This is a genomic window from Rhizobium leguminosarum (assembly GCF_019798305.1).
GTDB classification, from domain to species: Bacteria; Pseudomonadota; Alphaproteobacteria; order Rhizobiales; family Rhizobiaceae; genus Rhizobium; species Rhizobium leguminosarum_U.
Genome location: NZ_JAAXDD010000007.1, coordinates 89,687 through 116,231, shown reverse-complemented (window position 1 = coordinate 116,231; position 26,545 = coordinate 89,687). Strand labels below are relative to the sequence as shown.

Annotated in this window: 27 protein-coding genes; 15 read left to right on the top strand and 12 right to left on the bottom strand. The window is 61.4% G+C overall.

The genetic code is table 11. The features are described from left to right. Positions 1-99 precede the first annotated feature (99 nt). The gene (locus HFO99_RS14155; RefSeq protein ID WP_222334123.1) at positions 100-2,403 is read right to left on the bottom strand and encodes a putative bifunctional diguanylate cyclase/phosphodiesterase; all 2,304 of its coding nucleotides are present in this window, start codon (positions 2,401-2,403) and stop codon (positions 100-102) included. A 329-nt stretch (positions 2,404-2,732) separates the two neighbouring features. On the opposite strand from HFO99_RS14155, the gene HFO99_RS14150 reads away from it, so the two are divergent. Both HFO99_RS14150 and HFO99_RS14145 read left to right on the top strand, forming a co-directional pair. Further along, the gene (locus HFO99_RS14150) at positions 2,733-3,272 is read left to right on the top strand and encodes a TRAP transporter small permease subunit (RefSeq protein WP_222334122.1); all 540 of its coding nucleotides are present in this window, start codon (positions 2,733-2,735) and stop codon (positions 3,270-3,272) included. Between the two features lie 21 nt (positions 3,273-3,293). Further along, positions 3,294-4,787 (top strand): TRAP transporter large permease subunit, encoded by a 1,494-nt coding sequence (locus HFO99_RS14145; protein WP_222361845.1) that lies wholly within the window; start codon positions 3,294-3,296, stop codon positions 4,785-4,787. 76 nt (positions 4,788-4,863) lie between these two features. Here HFO99_RS14145 and HFO99_RS14140 read toward each other — a convergent pair whose 3' ends face one another. Then, on the bottom strand, positions 4,864-5,970 hold the full coding sequence (locus tag HFO99_RS14140; RefSeq protein ID WP_017967915.1) for a TRAP transporter substrate-binding protein: 1,107 nt from the start codon (positions 5,968-5,970) through the stop codon (positions 4,864-4,866). A 291-nt stretch (positions 5,971-6,261) separates the two neighbouring features. On the opposite strand from HFO99_RS14140, the gene HFO99_RS14135 reads away from it, so the two are divergent. After that, positions 6,262-7,041, top strand: coding sequence for a gamma-glutamyl-gamma-aminobutyrate hydrolase family protein (locus tag HFO99_RS14135; protein WP_222334120.1), 780 nt, complete (start codon positions 6,262-6,264; stop codon positions 7,039-7,041). A gap of 63 nt (positions 7,042-7,104) precedes the next feature. On the opposite strand, the gene HFO99_RS14130 is transcribed toward HFO99_RS14135, so the two are convergent. The 3 genes from HFO99_RS14130 to HFO99_RS14120 all read right to left on the bottom strand — a co-directional run bounded on the left by HFO99_RS14130 (position 7,105) and on the right by HFO99_RS14120 (position 9,743). After that, positions 7,105-8,061 carry a 2-hydroxyacid dehydrogenase gene (locus tag HFO99_RS14130; RefSeq protein WP_222334119.1) on the bottom strand — a complete coding sequence of 319 codons (957 nt, stop codon included), beginning with the start codon at positions 8,059-8,061 and terminating at the stop codon, positions 7,105-7,107. A 29-nt stretch (positions 8,062-8,090) separates the two neighbouring features. Further along, on the bottom strand, positions 8,091-9,113 hold the full coding sequence (locus HFO99_RS14125) for a LacI family DNA-binding transcriptional regulator (protein WP_024322297.1): 1,023 nt from the start codon (positions 9,111-9,113) through the stop codon (positions 8,091-8,093). A 117-nt stretch (positions 9,114-9,230) separates the two neighbouring features. Then, positions 9,231-9,743 (bottom strand): MarR family winged helix-turn-helix transcriptional regulator, encoded by a 513-nt coding sequence (locus tag HFO99_RS14120; RefSeq protein WP_222362081.1) that lies wholly within the window; start codon positions 9,741-9,743, stop codon positions 9,231-9,233. Between the two features lie 85 nt (positions 9,744-9,828). Here HFO99_RS14120 and HFO99_RS14115 point away from each other — a divergent pair, with 85 nt between their 5' ends. From HFO99_RS14115 to cysE, 5 genes are all read left to right on the top strand, one after another. Further along, positions 9,829-10,617 carry a creatininase family protein gene (locus HFO99_RS14115; RefSeq protein WP_222361844.1) on the top strand — a complete coding sequence of 263 codons (789 nt, stop codon included), beginning with the start codon at positions 9,829-9,831 and terminating at the stop codon, positions 10,615-10,617. A 148-nt stretch (positions 10,618-10,765) separates the two neighbouring features. After that, a complete protein-coding gene (locus HFO99_RS14110) occupies positions 10,766-11,866 on the top strand; it encodes a CobW family GTP-binding protein (RefSeq protein WP_222361843.1) in 1,101 nt (366 codons plus the stop codon). Then, positions 11,866-12,855 carry a WD40 repeat domain-containing protein gene (locus HFO99_RS14105; protein WP_222334116.1) on the top strand — a complete coding sequence of 330 codons (990 nt, stop codon included), beginning with the start codon at positions 11,866-11,868 and terminating at the stop codon, positions 12,853-12,855. Before HFO99_RS14110 ends, HFO99_RS14105 begins: the two co-directional genes overlap by 1 nt. A 15-nt stretch (positions 12,856-12,870) precedes the next feature. Next, a complete protein-coding gene (locus HFO99_RS14100; protein WP_222361842.1) occupies positions 12,871-13,335 on the top strand; it encodes a GNAT family N-acetyltransferase in 465 nt (154 codons plus the stop codon). Positions 13,336-13,424: 89 nt separating this feature from the next. Further along, a complete protein-coding gene (cysE, locus tag HFO99_RS14095) occupies positions 13,425-14,243 on the top strand; it encodes a serine O-acetyltransferase (protein ID WP_222334115.1) in 819 nt (272 codons plus the stop codon). A 67-nt stretch (positions 14,244-14,310) separates the two neighbouring features. On the opposite strand, the gene HFO99_RS14090 is transcribed toward cysE, so the two are convergent. The 3 genes from HFO99_RS14090 to odc2 all read right to left on the bottom strand — a co-directional run bounded on the left by HFO99_RS14090 (position 14,311) and on the right by odc2 (position 17,423). Continuing rightward, positions 14,311-15,339 (bottom strand): serine hydrolase domain-containing protein, encoded by a 1,029-nt coding sequence (locus HFO99_RS14090; RefSeq protein WP_222362080.1) that lies wholly within the window; start codon positions 15,337-15,339, stop codon positions 14,311-14,313. A gap of 265 nt (positions 15,340-15,604) precedes the next feature. Then, positions 15,605-16,195 carry a GNAT family N-acetyltransferase gene (locus tag HFO99_RS14085; RefSeq protein ID WP_222272660.1) on the bottom strand — a complete coding sequence of 197 codons (591 nt, stop codon included), beginning with the start codon at positions 16,193-16,195 and terminating at the stop codon, positions 15,605-15,607. 94 nt (positions 16,196-16,289) lie between these two features. Further along, positions 16,290-17,423, bottom strand: coding sequence for an ornithine/lysine decarboxylase (gene odc2, locus HFO99_RS14080; RefSeq protein ID WP_222361841.1), 1,134 nt, complete (start codon positions 17,421-17,423; stop codon positions 16,290-16,292). A gap of 527 nt (positions 17,424-17,950) precedes the next feature. Between odc2 and HFO99_RS14075 the strand changes: the two genes are divergently transcribed. From HFO99_RS14075 to HFO99_RS14065, 3 genes are all read left to right on the top strand, one after another. Continuing rightward, entirely contained in the window at positions 17,951-18,844 is an 894-nt protein-coding gene (locus HFO99_RS14075; RefSeq protein ID WP_222334114.1) for a LysR family transcriptional regulator, read from the top strand. Positions 18,845-18,984: 140 nt separating this feature from the next. Then, on the top strand, positions 18,985-19,626 hold the full coding sequence (locus tag HFO99_RS14070) for a DUF1007 family protein (protein ID WP_222361840.1): 642 nt from the start codon (positions 18,985-18,987) through the stop codon (positions 19,624-19,626). Further along, the gene (locus HFO99_RS14065) at positions 19,620-20,696 is read left to right on the top strand and encodes a nickel/cobalt transporter (RefSeq protein WP_222361839.1); all 1,077 of its coding nucleotides are present in this window, start codon (positions 19,620-19,622) and stop codon (positions 20,694-20,696) included. The genes HFO99_RS14070 and HFO99_RS14065 overlap by 7 nt, the downstream gene beginning before the upstream one ends. 1 nt (position 20,697) lies before the next feature. Here the strand turns inward: HFO99_RS14065 and HFO99_RS14060 are convergent, their stop codons facing one another. The 4 genes from HFO99_RS14060 to HFO99_RS14045 all read right to left on the bottom strand — a co-directional run bounded on the left by HFO99_RS14060 (position 20,698) and on the right by HFO99_RS14045 (position 23,364). Beyond that, positions 20,698-20,904, bottom strand: a complete 207-nt coding sequence (locus HFO99_RS14060; protein ID WP_017962148.1) for a hypothetical protein — start codon at positions 20,902-20,904, stop codon at positions 20,698-20,700. Next, positions 20,901-21,596: a GNAT family N-acetyltransferase gene (locus HFO99_RS14055; protein ID WP_222361838.1), complete on the bottom strand. Its 696-nt coding sequence runs from the start codon at positions 21,594-21,596 to the stop codon at positions 20,901-20,903. The genes HFO99_RS14060 and HFO99_RS14055 overlap by 4 nt, the downstream gene beginning before the upstream one ends. 144 nt (positions 21,597-21,740) lie before the next feature. Then, positions 21,741-22,460 (bottom strand): tellurite resistance TerB family protein, encoded by a 720-nt coding sequence (locus HFO99_RS14050; RefSeq protein ID WP_222334109.1) that lies wholly within the window; start codon positions 22,458-22,460, stop codon positions 21,741-21,743. A gap of 265 nt (positions 22,461-22,725) precedes the next feature. After that, entirely contained in the window at positions 22,726-23,364 is a 639-nt protein-coding gene (locus tag HFO99_RS14045) for a 2-dehydro-3-deoxy-phosphogluconate aldolase (protein ID WP_018483505.1), read from the bottom strand. 155 nt (positions 23,365-23,519) lie between these two features. On the opposite strand from HFO99_RS14045, the gene HFO99_RS14040 reads away from it, so the two are divergent. The 4 genes from HFO99_RS14040 (at position 23,520) to HFO99_RS14025 (ending at position 26,526) form a co-directional block, all read left to right on the top strand. Then, positions 23,520-24,008, top strand: a complete 489-nt coding sequence (locus HFO99_RS14040) for a CYTH domain-containing protein (RefSeq protein ID WP_164577290.1) — start codon at positions 23,520-23,522, stop codon at positions 24,006-24,008. After that, a complete protein-coding gene (locus HFO99_RS14035) occupies positions 23,986-24,894 on the top strand; it encodes a CHAD domain-containing protein (protein ID WP_222361837.1) in 909 nt (302 codons plus the stop codon). Before HFO99_RS14040 ends, HFO99_RS14035 begins: the two co-directional genes overlap by 23 nt. Before the next feature lie 154 nt (positions 24,895-25,048). Beyond that, positions 25,049-25,525 (top strand): VOC family protein, encoded by a 477-nt coding sequence (locus HFO99_RS14030; RefSeq protein ID WP_222361836.1) that lies wholly within the window; start codon positions 25,049-25,051, stop codon positions 25,523-25,525. 71 nt (positions 25,526-25,596) lie between these two features. Continuing rightward, positions 25,597-26,526, top strand: coding sequence for a rhodanese-related sulfurtransferase (locus HFO99_RS14025; RefSeq protein ID WP_222361835.1), 930 nt, complete (start codon positions 25,597-25,599; stop codon positions 26,524-26,526). The last annotated feature ends 19 nt before the right edge of the window (positions 26,527-26,545 follow it).

The following is a 26,545-nucleotide window of genomic DNA, read 5'->3' as shown; positions in this document are numbered from 1 at the left end:
ACATAGGCAAGAAAATCTAAGAACTTGCGTTGAATTTAAACTATTAAGGTTAACGGAGCGCAAGATTTTCGGCTGGATAACCAGTCACTTGCAGGCGGCTCAGGCGACCTTGTTGCGGCGGCGCTGGACGGTGCGGCGGCCGATGCCCTCTTGCAGCAGCCTGATGTTCTGGGAAGGGACCGGCGGCGAGAAAACGTAGCCCTGTACCAGATCGGCACTGCGGTGCTTGTTGAGCAGCGTCAGCTGCTCCTCGGTCTCCACACCCTCGATGACAATCTTCAGACCCAGTTCGCGGGCGAGATTGACCGTGCCGCGCAAGAGCTTGAGACGGCGCCCATCCTCGACGATGTTGCGCACGAAGGAGCGGTCGATCTTGACGATATCGAGCGGCAGCGTGTCGAGATAGCTGAGGCTGGAGAAGCCGGTGCCGAAATCGTCGATGGCGATGGTGATGCCGCGGGATCTGAGCTCCGCCAGGATGGCGCGCACGGCCGCCGGCTCGTCGATCAGGCAGCTCTCGGTGACTTCAAGATGCAGCCGCGCCGCGTCGAGGCCGGAATGGGCAAGCGCCTCGGCGACCACAGAGAGAATATCGGCATCGCGCAGGTCCCGCGCCGAGAGGTTGACCGAGACGGCGATATGCTCCGGCCAGTTCATGCATTCGCTGCATGCCTTGAACAGGACGAAACGGGTGATGTCGGAGATGATGCCCATATCCTCGGCGAGCCGAATGAAGACGTCGGGCGGGATCGAGCCCCTCTCCGGATGCACCCAGCGCGCCAAGGCCTCGGCGCACTCGATCCGCAAACCGTCGGCCCGGAACATCGGCTGGAAGGCGAGATGCAGCGCCTGCGCCGAGACCGCCTCGCGCAGATCCGCCTTCAGCCTCTGCTGCTCGATATAGCGGCCATCCATCTCCCGCTCGAAGCCGGAAATGCCGCCCTTGAAGCGCGACTTGCTTTCGAACAGCGCCAGATCCGCCTTGACGCTCCACTCATCCATCGCAAACGCGGCACTTTCGAGAATCGCGTAACCGGCGCTGAGCGAAACGAGGAAGGTCAGTTCGTCGACCGCGTAATTGCCCTGGATTGCGGCGTGCACGCGGCGGATTTCGACGTCGAGCGAAGCCTGCTCCTTCGCATGCGGGAAGAACAGGATGAACTGGTCTCCCATCAACCGGCCGAGGATGGCGTTGCCGGAGGCCTGCTTGATGCGGGCGGCGATGGCGCAGAGCAGGTGGTCGCCCGTAACGTGGCCGCGCATGTCGTTGACATGTTTGAATTCGTCGATATCGAGAACCATGAAGCCGAGCGGCCCGGACTTCCTTTGATGTTTGGCGAGATACTCCTGCACCAGCTGCCCGAAATATTGGCGGTTCGGCAGGCCGGTCAGTGCATCGAAGCGGACCATGTGCATAATCTTCTGCTCCGCCTTCACCCGGCTCGAAACGTCCTCGAAGATCAGCACGGCGCCGCCGTCGGCCCTTCGGCTGGCGGAGAATTCGAGCGACAGGCCCTCGGGAAAATGAATGAGCGTGCGCGACAGATTACCTTCTGCCACTTGGGTGAGCTGGCGCAGAATGAGCTCCGGCTGCGAGGCGTCCATGAAGCTGTAGCGCGCGCCATAGCGCAGCACGGCGCCAAGGTCCCGATCCTTCAGCCGCTCCGGCGCGCCGATCTTCAGAAGTTCGCAGGCCTTGCGGTTGACCACCTGGATGCGATTCTCGGCATCGACCATCACCAGGCCGTGCGGCATGTTGTTGAGCGCCGTATCGAACCGGTCGGCGATGATGGTGATTTCCCGGCGTGCGATGACGTTCTCATAGAGGAACTCGCGCACGCCATTCGCCATGGCCCGCGTCGTCAGCCAGAAAGGAATGAGGAAGATCGACAGCACGCCGCGATAGAAGTCCATCGCTAGCAGGCTGCAGACGATCATCGGCAGGCAGCAGAAGAAGGTCTGGAGGTCGACTGCGAAGCGCGAGCCGTAGTTGCGGCCGACGACGGAAACCATGGTCGCCATGGTGACGGAAATGCAGGCAAGCTCCGCAAAGGAATCGCGGACCACAAAGATGGCGTAGCCGCTAGCAATACCGAGGAGCGCGGTGGTGCAGGCTCCACTGGCAACGAGAATCCGCTCCCAACGCTCGATTCCGGCGTGCGATAGGCTCTGCTTGTCGACACGATCGAACTGCCGGAAGATGGCCATGCGAGCGCCGAAGACCAGAAGGAAGGCGACCGACAGCAGGATGTAGATGGAGTACTGCGTCTTGGCAGCCACTGCAAGGCACGTCGCGACATGGACGATCACGCCAACAAGCAGCGTCATGCGGTTCCCGGAAAGGGAACTCACAAACGACAGATACACATCAATAGGGACCCTGTTCGGGTTATCTGGCTTCATCCACACTTTCCCTGTGCGCGGGAATTCTAAGCCCAACCCTTTAAAAATTGATTTCAATGGAATCAAAGATTTGGTCAAATTTTCTAAAACCACAGGATGAACCGCGCAGCCTACGCGCGTTAATGCAGCCTACCGGCGAGATTACTGAAATAATTTATCCACGCTTGGGTTGTTGAAATATTTGACGGCCCTGCCGCCCGGCCGGTGCGTCTAAGACTATACTCCAACGCGAGGCATTTATCCTTCCAATTTCAAAGGCCGTGGTCTACATCGATTGCAAGAGGGAAAAGCTGCCGGAAAACCGGCAGGACAAGAGCAAGGGGAGGCGAATGTCGGTACTTCTGGCCGCCAGTCGGCTGATCGACTCGATCAGTCAGTTCATGGGCAAACTTTCCGAATATATGGTGCTGTTCTGCTGTCTGATCAGCGCCGGAAACGCCATCGTCCGCTACGCCTTCAACTACAGTTCGAACGGCTGGCTGGAGATTCAGTGGTATCTCTTCGCCTTCGTCGTCATGCTCGGCGCCTCGCATGCGCTGCGCAACAACGAGCATGTCCGCGTCGACCTGATCTATGGTTCGGTTTCCGACAAGGCGAAGATCTGGATCGACATCGTCGGCCTCATCCTCTTCCTCCTTCCCGCATGCGTCTTCCTCACCTGGTTGTGCTGGCCCTTCTTCGCACTGTCCTACCGGCAAGGGGAAATATCGGGCAATGCTGGTGGGCTGATCCGCTGGCCCGTCAAACTCATCCTCGTCGCCGGCTTCGCGCTGCTCTCCCTTCAAGGCCTCTCGGAACTGGTCAAGCGGATCGCAGCCCTCACAGGCCATATCAGCATCGACACGAAATACGAAAAGCCGCTGCAGTAACGCGGGCTGGGAGAAACGGATTTGTTCGATTTCGGCATCATCCCGCCGGCCATGTTCCTGGGCATGGTCATCTTCATGCTCTACGGCTTTCCGGTCGCCTTTTCGCTCGCCGCCGTCGGCCTGTTTTTCGCCATCATCGGCATCGCCACCGGCCATTTCGGCGAGGTCTTCCTGCAGGCCCTGCCGCTGCGCTTCTTCGGCATCCTTTCCAACGACCTCCTGCTCGCCATTCCCTTCTTCACCCTCATGGGTGCGGTGCTGGAGCGCTGCGGGCTGGCCGAAGACCTGCTCGAAGGCACCGGCAAACTCTTCGGCGGCATACCCGGCGGCCTTGCCTATGCCGTCATCCTCGTCGGCGCCGTGCTCGGCGCGATCACCGGCACGGTGGCCGCCTCCGTCATCACCATGGGGGTGATCTCGCTGCCGATCATGCTGCGTTATGGCTACAATCCGCGCCTTGCCACCGGCGTCATCGCCGCCTCGGGCACGATCACCCAAGTCATCCCGCCTTCGCTCGTGCTCGTCGTTCTCGCTGATCAGCTCGGCAGGTCGGTCGGCGACATGTATCTCGGCGCGATCGGCCCCTCGATCCTGCAGGTGACGATCTTCGTGCTCTTCATTCTGGTGATGTCGATTGTCCGGCCGAAATCGATGCCGCCGCTGCCGAAAGAGGTGCGCGGCGATTTCAACTGGGCGCTGCTCGTCAAGGTGCTGATGGGCATGGTGCCTTCGATCGTGCTGATCTTCCTGGTGCTCGGCACGATCTTCATGGGCCTTGCGACACCGACGGAGGCAGGCGCGCTCGGCGTCGTCGGCGCCATGCTGCTCGCCGCCATGAATCGTCGCCTCACCTGGCCGCTGATCCGCGAGGCCATGGCATCGACCACGCACATCACATCCATGGTGGTGATGATCCTGATCGGCTCCACCTGTTTCAGCCTGGTCTTCCAGGGCATGGACGGCTCGCGCTGGATCGAGCACATGCTGTCGGGCATACCAGGCGGCCCGGTGGGCTTCCTGATCTTCGTCAACATCTTCATCTTCGTGCTCGCCTTCTTCCTCGATTTCTTCGAGATCGCCTTCATCGTCATCCCGATGCTGGCACCCGTCGCCTCCAGTCTCGGCATCGACCTGATCTGGTTCGGCGTGTTGATCTGCGTCAACATGCAGACGAGCTTCATGCACCCGCCCTTCGGCTTCGCGCTCTTCTATCTGCGCTCGATCGCCAGCAAGGACGTCAAGACCTCGGATATCTACATGGGCGCGCTCCCCTGGGTCGGCATGCAGCTGATCCTGGTGGCGATCGTGATCTTCTGGCCGCAATCGGTAACCTATTGGCTGGATCACGGCCCGAAGGTCGACCCGAACTCGATCAAGATCGAAGTCCCGGGATTCGGCGGCCAGCTCGGCCTGCCGCCGCTGGGCGGCGGCGGCAATAGCTCACCGCAGATCCCAGGCCTGACCCTGCCGCCGCTGAACGGCCTGCCGGGAGCACCGCCTCCACCGGCCAAATAGACCAGCAAAAAGCAAACCCCGGACGGAAATCCGGGGTTTTGGTATTGAACGCGTCTAAAGCGTCGACGGCGAAAGCTTAAAGTTTTCCGGCCCGCTGCTGGATCATCATGAACGTATCGAAGGTGTATTCCGACAGCTGCATCCAGAGATAGGCGTCCCGCTTGAAGGCGGCCTGGTCGTCGTAGATCTTCTTGAAATACTGGTTCGTGCCCGAGATTTCGCTGTAGATGCCCGTCGCCGCCTGGAAGCAGGCTTCCATGATCTCCTGGCTGAATGGTCGCAATGTCGCACCTTCCGCCACAAGCTGCTTCAGCGCAGTCGGGTTCTTCGTGTCGTACTTCGCCAGCATGTTGGTGTTGGCGAAAGCGCAGGCGTCGGTCAGCGCTGCCTGATAATGCTTCGGCAGGCTGCTCCATTTTTCGAGATTGAAGAACCCATGCACAGTCGGGCCACCTTCCCACCAGCCCGGATAATAGTAATACTTCGCCACCTTGTGGAAGCCGAGCTTCAGGTCGTCATAGGGGCCAACGAATTCCGCCGCATCGATCGTGCCTTTTTCCAGCGCCGGATAGATGTCGCCGCCGGCAATCTGCTGCGGGATGACACCGACCTTCTCCATGACGCGACCGGCGAGACCGGCAATGCGCATCTTGACGCCCTTGAGATCATCGAGCGTATTGATTTCCTTGCGAAACCAGCCGCCCATCTGCGCACCGGTATTGCCTGCCGGCAGCGCATACATGCCCTGCGTGGCATAAAATTCATTCATCAGCTTATTGCCGTTGCCTTCATAGTACCAGGCATTGGTCAGGCGGCTGTTCAGCCCGAACGGAATGGCCGTTCCGATGGCGTAGGTCGGGTCCTTGCCGACGAAATAGTAGGAGGTGGTGTGGGCTGCCTCGACCGTACCGGCGGCGACGGCATCGACGGCCTGCAGGCCGGGGACGATTTCACCGGCAGCGAAGGGCTGGATCGTGAAATTGCCGTCTGTCGCGGCGGCAACATGCTTGGCGATATCCTCGGCGCCGCCATAGATCGTATCCAAGCTCTTCGGAAACGACGACGTCATGCGCCACGCGATCTTCGGATTCTCTTGCGCGATCGCAGGCGCTGCCAATGCCGTTGCGGCGACCGCACCGGCGCTGGCGGTTCCCGCCTTCTTGAAAAACGAACGACGATCCATCAAAAACCTCCCATATAGATGACACTGCGCGGCCAATCTCACCCCTACCCGCAGCAAGGGCAAACCTAAGCATGGCGCAAGCCGCGATTCAAGCTTTAGTCTATTAGCCTTTGGCATCAAGACGGCAATAAGGCAACGCGCACCTATCCATCAGAATCAGCGGCTTAGCGGAAAACCGGAAAGGCAGACGCCGCTTCCGTCGCAATTTGGCCACCTGATACAGCCAAGCGTTGACTTGACGGCCGTTCAGGCGGAAGAACGACGAGAAGAAAGATTTTGACCGGGGCTGAAATGACGAAACCAATCGTTGCCATTCCTGCCGATATCCGCAGCTTCGACGGCGCGACCTGGCATGCCGTACAGCATCAATATCTGCGCGCCGCATTGAACGCATCCGGTGTCATGGCCTTCATGATCCCCGCTTTCGAGGAGGGCTACGACACCGACGCGATTCTCGACCGCGTCGACGGCCTGCTGGTTTCCGGTTCGGCCAGCAACGTGCATCCCTCGCACTACGGTGCCGAGGCGAATGACAAGGACGGCCCCTTCGATCCCGCTCGCGACGCCACCAGCCTGCCGCTCATCCGCCGCGCCATCGATCGCGCCATCCCGCTGCTCGCCATCTGCCGCGGCATCCAGGAGCTGAATGTCGCCCTCGGCGGCTCGCTGGCAAGCGAGATCCAGGAGCAGCCCGGCAACTGGGACCATCGCCGGCCGGAAGGTGTCGACCGGGACGGCATGTACGCCATTCGCCAGACTGTCCATGTCAAGGAAGGCTCCTGCATCGCAGGCATTCTCGGCCCGGGCGAGATCCGCGTGAATTCACTGCATCGCCAGGCAATCGCCAGAACCGCCCCGGGCCTGCAGGTGGAAGCGATCGCCGAGGATGGCACGGTGGAGGCCGTTTCCGTCATCGATGCCAAGGCCTTTGCCGTCGGCGTGCAATGGCATCCGGAATATTGGGCTGAAACCGACAAGTCTTCGAACCAGCTGTTCGCCGCTTTCGGCGACGCGGTCCGCAGCTATGCCGCGGCCAAGCTGCCGGTCATGTCAGCGCAGGCGATTGCCTGACTCCGGACGCCCGCGAAGCGCCATATCCGTTACTTGGCAAGCATCGTCCGCCGTGCCAACCATCTAAGCCTTCTGCGGCGTCTCCGTCACCGGCGTCAGCGCCGCACCCTTCTCGAACCAGGCGATGAGATTGTCGGCGACGAGATCGGCCATCGCATTGCGTGTCGGCACGGACGCAGAGGCGACGTGCGGCAGCAGTACGGCATTGGTCGGCTCAAACAGGTCGGCCGGCACCGTAGGCTCTTCATAGAAGACGTCCAGACCGGCAGCACCGAGCGCGCCGGAAGCAAGCGCGGCACTCAGCGCCTCCTCATCCACCGTCCAGCCGCGGCCGACATTGACGAGGATGCCGTCAGGGCCGAGTGCTGCCAGAATTTCCGCATCGATCGTCTTGTGCGTCTGCGGCGTCTTCGGAACGATGGCGATCAGCGTATCCACCGCTTCCGCCAGCCCCTTCAACGTCGAGTGATAATCGTAGGACACATCGGCATGGCGTGAACGTGTGTGATAACTGATCTTCACCTTGAACGGCTCCAGCCGCTTGGCGATTTCGAGCCCGATGCGGCCAAGGCCATAAAGCCCGACATGGCGGCCGTTGAGCGAGAAGCGCGACAGCGGATAGGCCGTGCCCGGCTTCCAGTTGCCCCCACGCAGCCAGGCTTCGGCCCGCGGCAATTCGCGGACCGTATTCAGCAGCAGGCCGATCGCCGTATCGGCGACCTCGTCGTTCAGCACATCAGGCGTATTGGTGACGACGATGCCTTTTTCTGCGGCGTGCTTCACATCGACGCCGTCATAACCGACCCCGAAATTGGCGATCACTTCAGCATGCGGCAGCTGCTCCATCCAGGCGCCCGGGAAGGAACCGGAAACGGCGACGCCGCGGATGCGACCGGCGGTCTCGCTGTCCAGCGCAAGCTTCTCCTCGCGTGCGACGGCAATAATCTCAAAACGATCCTTCAGCCTTTCGAGAACCCGCTCGTGTATCTTCCCAGGAACGAGAATGGCGATGCGGGACATGGCTTTTCCTCTTGGATGGTGGTCTTGGTTCAGGCGCGGGGCCGATGGGGACTGGTGGACTGGCGGATGCGCATTTCCGGCTTGATCAGATGCATGCCATCAGGCTCATGGCTGCCGGCAAGGCGATCGAGCAGCGCCCGGGCGGCCAGGCGCCCGACCTCGGCCTGACCGTTCCAGACGGTCGTTAGCGCAGGCGTAGCGATCGAGGCCTCCTCGAGATCGTCGTAGCCGGTGACGGAAATATCGCGTCCCGGCACCAGGCCGGCGCGCGCAATGCCGTTCATCAGGCCGATCGCTACGAGATCGTTCCAGCACACGGCTGCGGTCGGTTTCTGTGGCAGCGAAAGGAAATGCACTGCAGCCTCGAAACCGCCCTGTTTCGAGCGCGGACCGGGAATACGCAGGTTCGGATCGACCTCGATGCCGGCCTTGCGCAGCGAATTGACATAGCCCTGGTAGCGATCGCGTCCAGTGGATGTCTGGTCCGTGCCGCCGATCATGGCGATCGAGCGGTGGCCAAGGCCGATCAGGTGGTTGGTGGCGAGCGAGATGCCGTAGCTGTCGTCGCCGCGATAGGTCGGCAGGTCCTGCCCTTCCATCGATCGGGCGACCAGGATCGCCGGCATGCCGTTCTCTTCCGCCAGTTGCACGTCTTCCGGCGGTGTGCCGATCGCCGGCGACATGATGACGCCGTCACCGCCGAGCTGCAGGAGCGTCTCGATGAAGGTGCGCTGCTTTTCGACATTGTCGTAATGGTTGGAAAGGATGAAGGTGTGGCGGCTGCGATCGAGCTCGCTTTCGATCGCCTTCAGGATCTCGCCGTAGAAGGGGTTCATGATGTCGTGCACGACGACGCCGATGATGCCGGAGCGCGAGGTGCGAAGGCTGGCGGCACGGCGATTGTAGATATAACCGAGCGCGCGTGCCTGTTCCTTGATCTTCTCCCGGGTATTGCCGGCGACGAGCGGACTGTCGCGTAAGGCAAGCGATACGGTCGCCGTTGAAATGCCGAGCGTTTCGGCGATTGTCGAAAGCTTGATCTTCTGGACCACGCGTCCTCCTCCAGGCAGCACGCAAGCAACAAGACCCCGCCGTCAAACCGGCGCGACCCTTAAAATGTTTAATTAAAAGATTTAATCGGTGGAAGCAATTCGTCTTTCGGGGAAATTTCAGTCTTCGTCCGGTTCTTCGATAGGAATGGCTTCGGCCTGCAGATTGGCATCGATCGCCTTCAGCAGGCGGACGAGATTGCGGATTTCCTTCTCGGAGAACTCCTGCGTCGCCAGCCTGTCGCAGGCCGAAGCCGCCATCTCGATCCCCTGCACGCTGCCACGGCCGAGGTCGGTGAGATAGACCTTGGTCAGGCGTGCATCCTCGGCATCGGGCTTGCGCTCGAGAAAGCCCTGCGCCTCCATGCGGCCGATCGTGCGCGTCATCGTCGGCGCCTTGACGCCGAGCTTCTGGGCGAGGCCGCCTGCCGTCATGCCGTCACTTTCGGCAAGCGAGAGGATGACACCATCCTGGCCGGCATAGAGGCCGCTTTCAAGCAGGTTGCGCGAGAGCACCGTCCGCATGGAACGCGCCGCCTGGGTCAGAGCCGGGGAGAGATCGACGAGCGTATACTCGGTCTGGTCCTTCTTCTTGGACTTGTTTTTTTTGCCGTCCTTGCGCTTCTTTCCCATAGCCATCCCTTTGATCTTTAAGCCCCGACACCGCTGCGATATGACATTGCCCAGGATCTCGTCATAAACAAGAGGCAACGACCGGATGATGACACCTTCGCCGCGCTTCGAGGACAGCAGTCCGGCCTTTGCACCTGACGGGCGCCATCTGATCGCCGTGTTGCCGCTCGGCGCACATGAACAGCACGGCCCTCACCTGCCCTTCGAAACCGACACTCTGATTGCCGAAGGCATCGCCGGGCGATTGAAGATAGCCTTGCTCGCCGGCCTGCCGGTCACCTTCCTGCCCGCCGAATCCATCGGCTATTCCATAGAGCACATGGATGTTGAAGGAACGAAGACGCTTGCCTTCGACGAAGCGGTAAACCGCTGGCTCGGCATCGCCGAGAGCTTGGCGAAGCAGGGCATCCGCAAATTCGTGATGCTGAACGCCCATGGCGGCAATTCGCCCGTCATATCAGTCGTCGCGACCGAGGCGCGGGTCCGCTTTGCCATGCTGGCGGTGGCGACGAGCTGGACCCGTTTCGGCGTGCCGGATGGCGTGGTCACGCTGGAGGAAAAGGCGATCGGCATCCATGGCGGCGATATCGAGACCTCGGTGATGCTGGCGCTTCATCCCGATAAGGTTGATATGGCGAAGGCGGCGGACTTCCCCTCGCGACAGACGGAATTCGCCGAGCGTTTCAAGCATCTGCGCGCCTACGGGCCGCACGCCTTCGGCTGGAAGATGTCGGACCTCAATGCCGAAGGTGTGGCGGGCAATGCTGCGGCCGCAACGGCAGAGAAAGGTGAGGCGCTGATTACCCATGCGGTAAAAGGGCTGGTGGAACTGCTGGAGGATGTCGATGCATTCGACGTCACGCAACTCCGGTGAATACGGGTCATCTGCACCGGCCAGACAATGTGATCTTATAACATTATAAAACCCTTTGAACTGCCACGCTCAAGCCATTATATGAGACCAACCGTTCAAGCAGCCGATCCCAAGCCGCTCGGCCGCACGCCTAATCCTAGAGGTTCTCATGACCGACGCGATCTCCACTCTGAAGCCTATTCCCGTTACCGTGCTCACCGGTTATCTCGGCGCCGGCAAGACGACGTTGCTCAACCGCATTCTCTCCGAAAATCACGGCAAGAAATATGCGGTTATCGTCAACGAGTTCGGCGAAATCGGCATCGACAACGACCTGATCGTCGAGTCGGACGAAGAAATCTACGAGATGAACAATGGCTGTGTCTGTTGCACGGTGCGCGGCGACCTGATCCGCGTCGTCGAAGGCCTGATGCGCCGTCCCGGCCGCTTCGACGGCATCATCGTCGAAACGACAGGCCTTGCCGATCCGGTGCCTGTCGCCCAGACCTTCTTCATGGATGACGACGTGCGCGCCAAGACCGAGCTCGACGCCGTCGTCGCCCTCGTCGATGCAAAGCATCTGCCGCTGCGCTTGAAGGACAGCCGCGAGGCCGAAGACCAGATCGCCTTCGCCGACGTCGTCATCATCAACAAGAGCGACCTCGTGACCCCGGAAGAACTTGATGTAATCGAGGATATCGTCCGCGCCATCAACCCGGCCGCCCGCGTCTACAAGACCAGCCGCTCGGGCGTCGACCTCGCCCGCGTGCTCGATCAGGGCGCCTTCAACCTGGAACGCGCGCTAGAAAACGATCCGCATTTCCTCGAGAACGGCCATGATGACCATGTCTGCGGCCCCGATTGCGATCATGACCACCACAATCATGACCATGACCATGATCATCACGGTCACCAGCATGGTGACCACGGCCACGATCACCACCATGGCGCGATGTCGGCGATCCACGATGTAACGGTGCAGTCGGTGTCGCTGCGCGGCGGCGAGATGAACCCGGAGCGCTTCTTTCCGTGGATTCAGAAGATCACCCAGACGCAGGGGCCGAATATTCTGCGTCTCAAGGGCATCATCGCCTTCAAGGACGATCCCGAGCGTTACGTCGTTCAGGGCGTGCACATGATCATCGAGGGTGATCACCAGCGGCCCTGGAAGGAAGGCGAGAAGCACGAGAGCCGTCTCGTCTTCATCGGCCGCGAACTCGACCGCGAGAAGCTCGAAGCCTCCTTCAAGGCCTGCGGGGCAGCCGCCTGATGCCGACAGTTGCACCGCTTGATCTCGACGGCCACGTTCTGGCCGTCGAATTTTTAGGTGATGTTCCCTTCTTCGCAAGCGCAAACGGTACATTCCACCGGCTGGATGGCGGCGACAGGGTTTCCGAAGCCCACCAGGGCATGCTCACCGCCATCCGCGACCCCTACAGCGAGAGCCTGATCTCAGGCGGCGAGGATGGCAAGGTGCTACGCATTGCCGCCGACGGTAGCGTCAGCGAGATCGCGACCGCGCCGCGCAAGTGGATTTCGCAGGTGGCGGCGGGGCCGCAGGGCGCCGTTGCCTATTCCTACGGCAAGAGTGCGCTCGTGCGCCTTGCCGACGGCACGACCAAGGAATTCCCCGAGGAGCGCACGGTCGAAGGCCTTGCCTTTGCACCGAAGGGCCTCCGCATGGCGGCGGCGCGCTACAATGGCGTGTCACTGCACTGGATCGGCATGAACGCCAAGCCGGTCGATCTGGAATGGAAGGGTGCGCATACCGGCGTCACCTTCTCCCCGGATGGTAATTTCCTCGTCACCTCGATGCAGGAAAACGCACTGCATGGCTGGAAGCTGGACATCAAGCCCGGCACCGAAGCCCGCCACATGCGCATGACGGGCTACCCTTCCAAGGTGAAATCGCTCTCTTGGTCGGTCAAGGGCAAGTGGCTCGCGTCTTCAGGCGCGCCTGCGGCAATCGTCTGGCCCTTCCAGGGCAAGGACGGGCCGATGGGCAAGGCGCCGCTGGAACTCGGCACTCGCGCCAATATCATGGCGACCGCGGTGAAATTCCATCCGCTCGAGGATATCCTCGCCATCGGCTTCATCGACGGCATGATCTTGGCCGTGCGCATCGCCGATAGCAAGGAAGCGCTGCTGCGCCGACCTGGTAAGGGTGCGATCACGGCGATGAGCTGGAGCAAAAACGGCAAGCTGCTCGCCTTCGGCTCCGAAGCCGGCGACTGCGGCGTCATCGATATTTCGGCCTGAGCCCCGCTGCCGGCAATGGACGACGCCCTGACGGAACCCGAAATCGTGACGCTGACGGCCGACCACATGCAAGCCGCAGCCGAAATCAGACGTGTCGCCCTTTGGCAGCGGCTGCCCTGGCTGCCGGATGTGCATACGCCCGAGGACGAGGAGCAGTACTGGCGCATGCATCTGCTGCCGAATTGCTCGATCCTCGGCGCTGCCATGGGCAACCGGCTCATCGGTGTCATCGCCTATGGCGACAACTGGATAGAGCAGCTTTACGTTCTCCCCGGTTTCCAGGGCATGGGGATCGGCTCTTCACTCCTCGGCTGTGCCAAGGAGGAGATGAACGAGATCAGGCTCTGGACGTTCCAGCGTAATGAGGGCGCTCGCGCTTTCTACGAACGGCACGGTCTTAGCGCCGAAGAGGAGACCAATGGCGCCGACAACGAAGAACGGGAGCCTGATGTGCTCTATCATTGGCGCCGGCGACTATAATCAGGGCTTGCCAAATGCTTGCCCGGGCGAAACATGAACCGCAAGCAGGCGCGCTTTGCGCGCCGCCCTGGCTGACAGAGGAAACGGGAATGTCGAAATCGACCGGCCTCGGCTTAGCCGGGCAACAGCCGCAGCCTTTGGGCGATGCATCCGTCTGGGTCGTGATCCGCGCCGAGGCGGCCGAGCTTGCCGCACGCGAGCCGATATTGCAGCGGCTGCTTACTGCTGAGGTAACGGACACTGTCGGCAATTATGAGATCATCGCCCGCGTGTTGGCCGCGCGGCTCTCTGTGGCACAGGTGGAGACGGGTGATCTGTTCGATCTCATCCGGTCCACATTGACCCCAGACATCATGCGGAAGGTCGAGGCCGATCTCGTTGCCGTGCGCGAACGCGATCCGGCCTGCACGACATTTCTGCACGCGCTTCTCAACCTCAAGGGCTTTCATGCGCTGCAGACGCACCGCATCTCCCACGCGCTCTGGGTCGCCGGCCGTCCGGAGATCGCCAGCTGGCTCGCCAATCTCGTTTCGCTGGTCTTCGGCCCGGATATCCATCCGGCGGCGCGGATCGGCGCGTCCATCATGCTCGACCACGGTTCGGGCATCGTCATCGGCGAAACGGCTGTTATCGAGGATGAAGTTTCGATCCTGCAAAACGTCACGCTCGGCGGCACCGGCAAGGAAACCGGCGACCGCCACCCGAAGATCCGCCACGGCGTGATGATCGGCGCGGGCGCCAAGATCCTCGGCAATATCGAAATCGGCGCCTTCAGCAAAGTCGCCGCCGGTAGCGTCGTGCTCAAATCGGTGCCCGAGCATTGCACGGTCGCCGGCGTGCCAGCTACCATCGTGCGCATCCACCGCGCCGATGAAATCCCGGCCGAGACGATGGACCAGAACATCTAGAGCAGATCCCGCGGTGATGAATCGTTCCAGCGTCCTTTACGCGTCTGAAAGACGCGCGGCGCTGTCGTCAAGCGGCCCGCACCGAGCCGATAATGTCCGCCAACAGACTGTGCAGCAAGTCCCTGTAGCCATTCCGGGCAGAGGGGCCGCTCTCTTCCGAGGTCATGACGACGGTGAGATCGAGCGACGGCACGATGTAGAGCATCTGTCCGCCATAACCCCAGGCGAAATGCACCTGCTCGCCGCCGATCTGCCGCGTGAACCAGCCATAGCCATATTCATCGCCCGAGAAGCGCGAGTTTGTGCGCTGCTGCCACGACTGGGCGATCCAGTCGGCAGGGACGATCTGGCGGCCGTCGGCGGTCTTGCCGCCGTTGCGGTAGAGTTCGCCGAAGGCAACCAGGGACCGGGCGCTCATCGACATCTGATTGCCGCCGAGATAGATGCCCTGCGGGTCACGCTCCCATGCGCCGATGTGGAAACCGTCGACCGGGCCGAGCCATTCGCGCGCCAGCGCCAAGGTCGACCGGCTGCTGACCTTGGTCAAAATGGCCGAAAGCAGATGCGTGGATGCGGTGGAATAAAGCATCTCGCCACCGGGCTGATCGACGAAAGGCTGGGAGAGCGCAAAACGCACCCAGTTGCGCGAGGAGACCCAGCGGCCGTAGTTCGGCCCCGACATGCGATCGAGCCCGGCCTGCATGGAGAGAAGATTACCGATGGTGATGTCGTTGATGCGCGGGTCGGAAGTTGCAGGGAGATCGGCCTTCAAGATCGGTGCGATCTTCTGATCCGGCCCGTTGAGCAGGCCTTTGTCGATGGCGATACCGACCAGCGCCGAGATGATCGACTTCGAAGCGGATTTGATATTGGTCGATTCCGAGGGCGAATGACCATGGAACCCACGTTCGCTGAGCACGCGTCCGTCGCGAACGACAATCACCGTCTTGAGAGGCCTCATCGCGGGGTTGCTCGCCGCACAATCGAGACGCGGGCCAAGCCCGCCGACGCCGGAAGCCGTGCTCTGAGCAGTCGCCGGCCCCGCTGCGGCAAGCGATAGGAAGAAGAGAAGCAGAAGGGAAAGAAGGCGGATCATGCGACGCAAGATAGGATATCGCTGCGATATGTTCGCGTGCCGGCGACCCTTTTCACGCGATCGTGTTTCCGCGTGCTGCCGGCGCCTTTTCGAAACTTGATGCCAGAAAGACAATCCGCGCCGCAACCACACCAGGCCCGCCTGCCTGCGTGGTCAAACGGCGCGGATATTACCAGCCGGGGGAAAAATTCCCAACCTGGCCGGCCGGTCGGAGCAGCCTTACGGCTCCGCGTGACGTTTCAGGCCGATCCGGCCCAATCCCGTTCTAGGCTGCGCGGCGGACCGGGGCACCGGTCAGCATGCGTCCCGAGGGGACGATCATGCCGGCCGCGCCGTCAAGCCAGCCTTCCGTGAGCTCGAGCGCCAGAAAGCGCGAGCGTTCGAACGGGCCCGGCATGACGAGATGGCGAGCCTTTTCGGCAAAGAAGCCGAAGCGCTCGTAATAGGCAGCATCGCCGACGAGCAGGACGGCGCCGTGCCCGCGCTTCTTCGCTTCGAGAAGCGCCGCACGCATCAGCGCCGAGCCGATGCCCTTGCCGCCCTGATGGGGCGCAACGGCGAGCGGCCCGAGCAGCAGCGCATTGATCGGCGTGCCTTCGTCATTGACGCCGGCCTCGATGTTCCAGAGCCGCACCGAGCCGATGACATGGCCGTCGCGATCGCGCGCGACGAGCGCAAGGCCCTCGGCCGGGACGCGGTTGCGGCGGATCTTCTCCGACGACTTCTTGCGGCGATCCGGGCCCATGACGCGGTCGAGCAGGTTTTCACGCGCAACGACATCCGAGGGATTTTCGGCGTCGATGGCGAAAGTGGTAGGCGCAAAGAATGCGCGGACAGAATCAAGAACAGCGGCCATCTTGGCCTCCCGTACCCAATACCGTTATCAGCGGCGATGAAGGAAAATTGTGAAATTGCCGCCCCGGCTGGTTACGGGGCCGGCGGAAACGACCTTAGATGACGTAGGCCTTCAACGGGTCGAAACCGTTGAAAGCGACCGCCGAATAGGTCGTCGTATAGGCGCCGGTGCCTTCGATCAGGACCTCGTCGCCGATCGAAAGGGAGATCGGCAGCGGATAGAGGTTCTTCTCGTAGAGCACGTCGGCCGAATCGCAGGTCGGACCGGCAATAACGCAGGGCTCCATCTCGTCGCCGTCGTGTTCCGTGCGGAGCGGATAGCGGATGGCTTCGTCCATCGTCTCGGCGAGACCGCCGAACTTGCCGATGTCGAGGAAGACCCAGCGGGCATCGTCATTGTCCGACTTCTTCGAAATCAGAACGACTTCCGCCTTGATGACACCGGCATTGCCGACCATGCCGCGGCCCGGCTCGATGATCGTCTGCGGGATCTGGTTGCCGAAATGCGTGCGCAGCGCCTGGTAGATCGACTTGCCGTAAGCTTCAGCGGACGGAACGTCACGCAGGTACTTGGTCGGGAAGCCGCCGCCCATGTTGACCATCTGCAGGTGGATGCCCTGCTTGGCAAGCGATACGAAGACGCGCTTGGCATCGGCGAGCGCCGAATCCCAGGCATCGACCTTGGTCATCTGCGAACCGACGTGGAACGAGACGCCATAGGACTGAAGGCCAAGCTGATGGGCGTAGACGAGAACGTCGACAGCCATCTGCGGAACGCAGCCGAACTTGCGCGACAGCGGCCATTCGGCGCCTTCGCCATCCGTGAGCACGCGGCAGAAGACACGGGCGCCGGGAGCGGCGCGCGAAATCTTCTCGACTTCCTCGTGGCTGTCGACGGCAAAGAGGCTGACGCCGAGCGCATGCGCGCGGGCAACGTCACGTTCCTTCTTGATCGTGTTGCCATAGGAGATGCGGGCGGCTGTCGCACCGGCGTCGAGCGCCATTTCGATTTCGGCAACGGATGCGCAATCGAAATTGGAGCCGAGGCCTGCGAGCAGCTTCAGCACTTCCGGGGCCGGGTTGGCCTTGACGGCGTAATAGATGGCGCTGTCCGGCATGGCGTGACGGAAGGCGTGGAAATTGTCGCGAACGACATCGAGGTCAACCACGAGGCACGGACCATCGGGACGTCGGGTTGCGAGAAAGTCGCGGATGCGCTGGGTGGTCATATCGATTCCCTCTTCCAATTCCAGAGCTCCGGCATGCACCGGAGGACAAAGGGCATACGATAGCTCGCATTGGAACCAGCCGGTGGAGACCCCGGAACCATAGCAAGCGCTCGATGCGCGGATAGTGAACCAACGCCGCGATGCGGTGTAAGTTCGGCTTTGTCTGCCATGGATTGGAGGGGGAATCCCAACCGCACTTCCGGCAATGATGGTGTGCCTCTTCAGTAACCCCCGCTGATGGAAAGCAGGGAGAGAACAAAAAGGCCCGCACCGTCGTTGCTTCAGGCGTCCTCGCATTTTCCGGTTGGCCGGAATAGCGACTGGAGGGGTTAATTCCAGGTACCTTACCGATTTCCTCACCAATTCGAGGGTTCGGCGGACACCCATGGGCACGTGCGACTTTGGGCTGAGTGGGAAATAAGAATATTCGCCTTCATAATCAAGCGATTTTTTGATCTTGGGCCAAAAAAATAATTGAACAAGACGAGCCAATTTGTTCAACATTCCGAAACAAACTGAGGGGTGCCATGGATACCTTGACCCGCATACGCGCCTTCATCGATGTCGTTGAGGCCGAAGGCTTCTCCGCCGCGGCACGGCGCACCGGCCGCTCGAAGGCGCTGCTCTCCAAATATGTGCGCGAATTGGAAGACGAGCTCGGCGCGCTGCTGCTCAACCGCACCACCCGGCAGTTCTCCATGACCGAGGCCGGCCACACCTATTACCGCACCGCCTCCGATATCTTGAAGGAGATCGACAACCTCGCCGATCTCGTCCGTGAGAACAATGCGCAGCTCAAGGGACGGCTGCGCATTTCCGTGCCGCGCACCTTCGTCGATGCCGATGTCGGCCAGTCGCTGATCGATTTCGCCAAGGAGAACCCGGACCTTTCGCTGGAGATCGCCGCCGACGACCGGTTCGTCGATCTGATCGAGGAAAGCTTCGACGTGGCGATCCGCATCACTAAGCTCGAGGATTCCGGCATGATCGCCCGCAAGATCTCGGATTTCCGCATCCATATCTGCGCTACCCCCGATTTTCTCGAGCGTTATCCCGATCTCGATCACCCGACGGCCCTTTCCAACGTCCCTTTCATCGTCGATACCAATGCGCGCACCCAGGCAAGCATCCGCTTCCACAACCCCGACAACACCTCGTTTGCAGTCGCCGTTTCCGGACCGATAGAGGTGAACAGCCCGCATGCGACATTACGCGCGGCACTTGCCGGCATCGGCATAGCCTTCATCCCGGATTTCATCGCCCGCAAGCCAATCGAGAGCGGCGAACTGGTAACGTTGTTCAATGATTACATCCCCACCGATCGCGGCATCTATGCCGTCTACCCGCACCGGCGCTACCTGCCGGCCAAGGTGAGGATTTTCGTCGATTACCTGCACAACTGGTTCAAGAAGCACCCATGATGCGACAACAGGTTCCATGTTGATCCAGATGGCTGAGACGATCGGGCGGCGACAATCGGGGACCCGCCAGTGAAGCCCGTCCCAATTCCGTCCCAATTTCTGGCAAGAAGTCAAGGCCACCGAACAGAGCAGCGGAATAGATGAAACATTCGACGATACTGATGGCGGCGCTTCTTTCGCTGGCGCCGGCCGCCGCCTTTGCCCATCCGCACATCTTCGTGGAAGCACGCCTCGAAGTCGTGGCCGGCAAGGACGGCAGTGTCGAGGAACTGCGCAATGTCTGGCGCTTCGACGAGGTCTTTTCGTCCTCCGTCGTCATGGATTTCGACAAGAACACCGACCTGAAGCTGGAGCCGAACGAACTCGCTGAGGTCGGAAAGACGGTGAAGCAATCGCTTGCCGACTACGATTACTACATGAACCTGACGATCAACGGGAAGAACATCACCGTCCAGAAGCCCGACATCATCCATGTCGACTACAAGGATGGCCAGCTGCTGATGTTCTTTGCGGTAAAGCCGGTGGAGAAGATGCCGCTCAAGGGCAGGCTCACCTTCGGCGTCTACGACCCGACGCTCTACACCTCGATCGATTTTCCCACAGACAACGAGCTGGCGATCGTCGGAGACGGCTTCAAGGCCTGCAAACATCAGGTGGTGCGGCCGGATGCCGACGATGTGATCTCGCAAAACAAACAGTCGCTGACCGACGCTTTCTTCAACGATCCCACCGGCACCAACATGTCCAAACTCTTCGCCACCCGGCTGGAGGTCACATGCTGACGAAACGCCTGCCCCTCATCCTTTCCGCTGCAATCCTTGCGCTGGTAACGGCTGCAAGCCTCGCCCATGCGCAGTCGCCGCTCGGCATCGGCACGGCAGAGCCGAGCTTCCAGCCGACCGGCGGGCCGTTCGCACCGCTTTTGCTCTATGTGAACTATGAGCAGCAGGCCTTCTATCGGGCGTTGACCGGCGCCTTGAAGGCGATGCGCCAAGACCCGTGGCAGCTGGCATCACTGATCGGCCTGTCCTTCGCCTATGGCGTCTTCCATGCCGCCGGCCCAGGCCACGGCAAGGCGGTCATCTCCTCCTATATGATTGCCAACGAGGTCGAGTTGAAGCGCGGCGTGGTGATTTCCTTCATTTCGGCCTTCGTCCAGGGCGTGGTGGCGGTGGCGCTCGTCGGCGGCGCCTGGCTGGTGCTGCGCGGCACCGGCATCACGCTGACGGCGGCGACCCACGCGATGGAGATCGCAAGCTTCGTCATGGTCATCCTGTTCGGCGGCTGGCTGCTGTTTCGAAAACTGCGCTCGATGGCGGGCAATATGCCGCGCCGCCGGCTGATGGCGACGCCGGCCGGCCCGGTCAGCATGATGCTCGACTGGAAGGACAATGCCGTCGAACGCCAGGCCTATGCCTTCAACGGCAAGGCGCAGGCTGTGGAAGCCGGCCACAATTTCGTTCCCGGTATGGTCTGCGAGACCTGCGGCAATGCCCATGTGCCCGATCCGGCTCTGCTGGGCGGCGACAGATTCAGCGCCCGCGAGGCCTGGTCGGCGATCGTTGCCGTCGGGCTGCGCCCCTGCTCCGGCGCATTGCTGATCATGACCTTCTCACTGCTGAACGGCCTCTATCTCGGCGGTGTGCTTTCGGTCGCCGCCATGTCGCTCGGCACGGCGATCACCGTTTCCCTGCTTGCTAGCCTTGCCGTCACCGCCAAGAGTACGGCGGTCCGTCTCTCTGGACGCGGCTCGACCGCCTCGATCTGGATCGGCAATGCCATCGAAATTCTCGGCGCCGTACTCGTCATGCTGATGGGCGCCCTGCTGCTCGCGGCCTCGTTGCAGGGATAAGCTACTTTCCCCGGCTGCGCTGGTATCGCGCCCGCAACCAGAAGACCGCGAAAAACGCCATGATCAGGCAGACGCCGACGACGATTGCCAGCGTCGGCGAGAAATTGCCGATCCAGAGCACGATGGTCGGCAGAAAATAGATGACCAGGGCAGCGCTAAGCAGGATGATGCCGGCGGCGGTCGCTTGCGAGCGGCTTTCCGGGCTCATACGAGCCTTTCCTTTTCGAGATCGGCGCGGATATCCTGCAGGCGGCGAACCTGGTTGCCCTCGGCGTCGAAATTCCCGGGCGAAAGCCAGGCTTCGAAGGCATCGTTGATCACCGGCCATTCGGCGTCGATCATCGAGAACCAGGCGGTGTCGCGGTTGCGACGCTTGGAAATCATGTGCTGGCGGAAGACCCCTTCGAAGCTGAAACCGTAACGCGCCGCCGTCGTCTTGCTCGCCTCGTTCTTATTGTCGCATTTCCATTCGTAGCGGCGGTAGCCGAGATCCTCGAAGACGTGCTTGGCCATCAGATAATGCGCTTCGCTCGACAGCGGCGAACGCTTCATCTCGGCCCCATGCGCCACACCGCCGATCTCGACGACACCGTTTGCCGGGTCGGCGCGCATGTAATTCGCCATGCCGACGATCTTGCCGGTGGCGTTGTCGCGGAAGATATGGGTGAGCCAGCCGGACTTGGTATTGACGGTTTCCAGCCAGTTGGCGAAATCGTCGATACCGGAGAAATCGTCCTGTGCGAAATAGAGAAGCAGCGGGTTGATGCCCATGCCGCCGAGCCCGCCCCACAGCGCCTCGAGATGTTCCGCGCGCCGATAAGGCTCTACGGTAACGAAACGGCCCTTCAGCGTCACCGGCTTCGGCGCCGGGCAGCCCTTGAAATTTGCAAGATCGCGCATGGTCACTCCCCTTTCGGAAGAGTGGTAGGCCAGCCGCCTGGCAAAGGCAACCGGCCTAAAGCGCGTCGTGCTTCAGGTCCTCATTTCCAACGCATGTCGTTTTAGCAAAACCGCAGCACACTTTTGCGCGACATGCCTCAGATGTCACTGTGACAAGGTCACCTTGGCGGACGACACCGTCGCCTCGATATGATCGACCAATTGGTCGGCAAGGCCGAGGCGGCCGGCAAGCAGATCGAGATAACCGCGCTCGGCGCGCGAATCCGGGTCAATGGTGAGCCGCGAGGCGGTGTAAAGCTCGATGCGCTGTTCTTCCGTCGTCGCGGCGGCAACGAGGGCATCGATATCCGTCGGCGAAGCGAGTTCATGTTCGATGAAGGCCGCAGCCTCGCCGCTGACGTCGGCGGCCTTGACCTTGTCCATGATGAGGGCGCGTTCGGCATCGTCGATATGACCGTCGGCCTTGGCGGCGGCGATCATCGCGCGGATCAGCACCAGCACGAATTCATTGCTGCCGGCAGGCGATGTCGGTCCGAAACCGGACTCGGCAGGCGGCGGCAGGAGAACCGGATTATTTGCCGACGGCGCATCCGAAGGGGCTGCGGGCGCCTGTCCCGCCTGGTAATTCTTGTAGGCCTGGTAGCCGAGGCCGGCAATGGCGGCAAGACCGCCAACCGCCAGCGCATTGCCGGCAAGACCACGACCGGTCTTGGTGCCGAGGAGCACAGCGGCTATGGCGCCGGTCGCCAGCGGATTGTTCCTGGCCGTCTGCACGGCATCGCCCGCCCTGTCGCGGACCGAGCCGCCGAGACCCGGCACCTGCGAACCCAAGAACTGGTCGAGAAGCTTCTTTGCGTCGAACATTCCTCGTCGTCTCCCTGTTGAAGCTGGAGGGAACATAGGTTTGCGACGGCTGAAATACAAATGCGACGTGCCGAGTTGCCACCCCCCTCTGCCCTGCCGGGCATCTCCCCCACGAGGAGGGAGATTGGCTGGGCGTGAGGGTTTTCTCAATCAATTGGCTCAAGCGGCGGATCGGGAGAAAGAGCTGGCCTCCTGCCGATCTCCCCCTTGTGGGGGAGATGTCCGGCAGGACAGAGGGGGGTGTCGCACCCGCCGAACAAAGGTTTTAGGCCTTCAGCGCCGCTGCTTCTGCCGCGAGTTTGGTAATGCCAGCCCAGTCGCCGGCCGCGACCAGTTCTTTCGGCGCCACCCACGAGCCGCCGACGCAGATGACGTTCGGCAGCGAGAGATAATCATTGGCGTTCTTCAGCGAAATGCCGCCGGTCGGGCAGAACAGCGTGCCTGCAAGCGGTGAGGACAGCGCCTTGAGATAGGCGGCGCCACCCGCCTGCTCCGCCGGGAAGAACTTCAGCACCTGGTAGCCTTCCTCGCGCAGCGCCATGACTTCGCTGGCAGTCGCAGCTCCTGGAAGCAGCGGCACGTCGGAATCGGCGGCGGCATCGAGCAGTTCCTGCGTCGTACCCGGGCTGACGATGAACTTCGAACCGGCCGCGACGGCGGCTTCCCAATGGGCGACATTGAGGATCGTGCCGGCGCCGACTTCGGCGCCCTCGACCTCAGCGGCGACGGCGCGCACGGCCTCGAGTGCCGCCGGCGTGCGCATGGTGATCTCGATCGCCTTCAGGCCGCCCGCGACGAGCGCGCGGGCCAGCGGCACCGCCGTCTTCGCATCGTCGACGATCAGGACCGGAACGACAGGCTGGAGTTTCAGGATGGAAAGGAGCTTCTCTGTTTTCTCGCCCATGGTCGCGCGACCTCCTTGAAACGGTTGAATTCGGACCCCGAATAACGCCCCGGTGGAACCTTGTCGAGATAAAACCGGACCGCATGGCGAGAAGGGTATGAAATGCGTGGAAATTGGGCTACCGTGCCGGTAATCGTCACAAAAGGTTCACCGATATGGCGAAAGAGATCGAGCGGAAGTTTCTCGTACGCAGCGATGGATGGCGTTCCGCCGTCGAGACGAAGTCTGTCCTCAGGCAGGGCTACATCGCCTCGATGGACGATCGTTCCGTGCGGGTACGCGTCCTCGACGGCAAGAAGGCGAGACTGACGATCAAGATCGGCCGCAGCACCATTACCCGTGACGAATTCGAATACGATATACCGATCGCCGACGCCGAAGAGCTGTTGCAGAACGCGATCGGCGTCGTCATCGAGAAGACTCGCTACCGCGTTCCGCATGAGGGGTTCGTATGGGAAGTCGACGTCTTTACCGGCGAGCATCGTGGACTGGTAATCGCCGAGGTCGAAATGACAGCGGAGACCGACGATCCGGCCCTGCCCACTTGGCTCGGTCGCGAAGTGACCGGCGATTTCCGCTATTCCAACCAGGCCCTTGCCACAGAATACGGGCACGACAGGCATGGCCTATCGCATTCGGCCTGACGCCGATTTTACCGAGGCGTTTCGCAACGTCGCCACCGAGCAGCTGGAACACGCCGTCACGGTTCTCGAGGAGCGGCCGGACGGCGCGCATGAGGCAATCCATTCCTTCCGCAAGAACCTGAAACGACTACGGTCGCTCTACCGCCTCGTGGCCCGCGAGGTTCCGGATTTCCAGGCTCATGAAAATGCAAGGCTGCGCGATGCCGCACACTCGCTTTCGGCGATCCGCGACGCTGCCGCCCTGATCGGCACCGGGCAATATCTGCAGCACTCAGCACGCGGGAACGAGGAGAGCGAGGCGCTCGGCCGCATCGTCACCATTCTTGAAGGACGCCGTGACTGGATGGCGGAAGCCGAAAGCGGCCTGGAACAGCGGCTCACGGAAACCTCCGACGTTCTGAAGCAGGCGATCGCCGCCTTGGACGCAGTCTCCTTTGATCGCGGCCATCGCAAGAATTCCCGCATGCTGGCGAAGAGCTGGCGCCGCACCGCGCGCAAGGCCAAAGCCGCGCTTGCGGCTTGCCATGGCGAAGCATCGGCCGACGATTTCCACACTCTGCGCAAACGCACCTACGACTATCGGCTCTACCATGCCCTTTTGCGCGACGTCTGGCCGGCCGCGATGAAGGCCAAACGTAATGCGGCCAAGGAGCTCGCCGAGGATCTCGGCCACATCCACGATCTCACCGTGCTCTCCGAACTGGTCGAGTCCGAACCGCAGCTCTTCACCCGCAATGACGATCTGGCGCATCTGCTCGACATCATCATCTTTCGCCAGCAGGAAGACCGGCGGCAAGCGCTGATCAAAGCCGAGGCCGTCTTCGCCGATGATGCCGACGAGGAAGCCCAGCGCATCGAGCTTCTCTGGCTGATGGACGGGAGTTGAGAGACGGCGAAACCGGAAGTGCTTGTGTGCTGCTCTGCATTTCCGATTGCTTCAGCATCTGAAGATTTCGCAAGGAAACCTGTTGACCTCAACCAATCTTGAGGTCCTAGCCTGCGGTGGTCGAATAAGCAGAGACTTGATCCGCGAGGAAAAAATGACCGCCGGAAATGCCGTGATGCCGAAGGTGCTCGGGCTCTACGAGACCCATCTGACCGTTGCCGATCTCAAGACCTCCACGGCTTTCTACCGCGATGTCGTCGGGCTCGAAACTGCTGCCTCATTCGAGGAGCGTAAAGTCGCTTTCCTCTGGGTGGACGACAGGAAGACCGGCATGCTCGGCCTTTGGGAAACAGGAACCGGGCCGCTGAAGATGCGGCTGCATATCGCCTTCCGCATGACCGCCAACGGCGTGCTTCAGGCGCCCGCCATTCTCAGGGCCAAGGGTGTGGAACCTCTCGGCTTTGCCGGTGAACCGGTGACGGAACCGGTGGTTCTCGGTTGGATGCCGGCGCTGTCGATCTATTTCAAGGATCCGGACGGGCACTCGATCGAGTTCATCAACGTTCTCGACGACATCCCCGACCCGGGTTTCGGCGTGCGGCCGTTTTCCGCGTGGCAGGCGCGAGCGTAATCGATTAGCGATCAAGGCCGCCGCTGGCGAAGGCAATTGCGCGGCCCGCCGATTTTCTGTATTTCCGGCCCATGACCGACAGCCTGACACACACCAGCCCGTTCCTCGTGGCCGCACTTTACCATTTCGTTTCCGTGCCGCGCTTTGCCAGCCTGCAAGCGCCGCTGCAGACGCTTTGCGAGGAGAACGGCGTCAAGGGAACGCTGCTTCTGGCGCATGAAGGCATTAACGGAACGATCGCCGGCCCGGATGCCGGCATTCACGCCGCGCTCGCCTTCCTGCGCGCCCAGCCGGAATTTTCGGGCCTGGAGCACAAGGAAAGCCGCGCCTCGAAAATACCCTTCCTGCGCATGAAGGTGAAGCTGAAGAACGAAATCGTCACCATGGGGGTCGAGGACATCGACCCCAACAAGGTGGTCGGCACCTATGTGGCGGCCAAGGACTGGAACGCGCTGATCTCCGATCCTGATACCATCGTCATCGACACCCGCAACGATTACGAGACGGCAATCGGCACCTTTCGCGGCGCGCTCGACCCGAAGACCAAGACTTTCCGTGAATTTCCCGATTGGGTGCGCAACAATAGCGGGCTGCACAACAAGCCGAAGGTCGCCATGTACTGCACCGGCGGCATACGTTGCGAGAAGGCCACCGCTTTCATGAAGGCTGAGGGCTTCGACGAGGTCTATCATCTGAAGGGCGGCATCCTGAAATATCTGGAGGAAGTGCCGCAGGAGGAAAGCCTCTGGGATGGCGCCTGCTTCGTCTTCGATGAGCGCGTCTCCGTCGAGCACGGTCTGAAGCAAGGCGAACACCGGCTGTGCCACGCCTGCCGCAACCCGATCACCGCCGAGGAAATCACCTCGCCGCTCTACGAGGAAGGCGTTTCCTGCAGCCACTGCTACCACTACCGCACGGAGGAAGACCGGCTGCGTTACCGTCAGCGTCAGCACCAGATCGCCCTGGCGAAAAAGCGTGGCCAGCGACATATCGGCAGTTAAGCCGGGATTCTGTTGGACC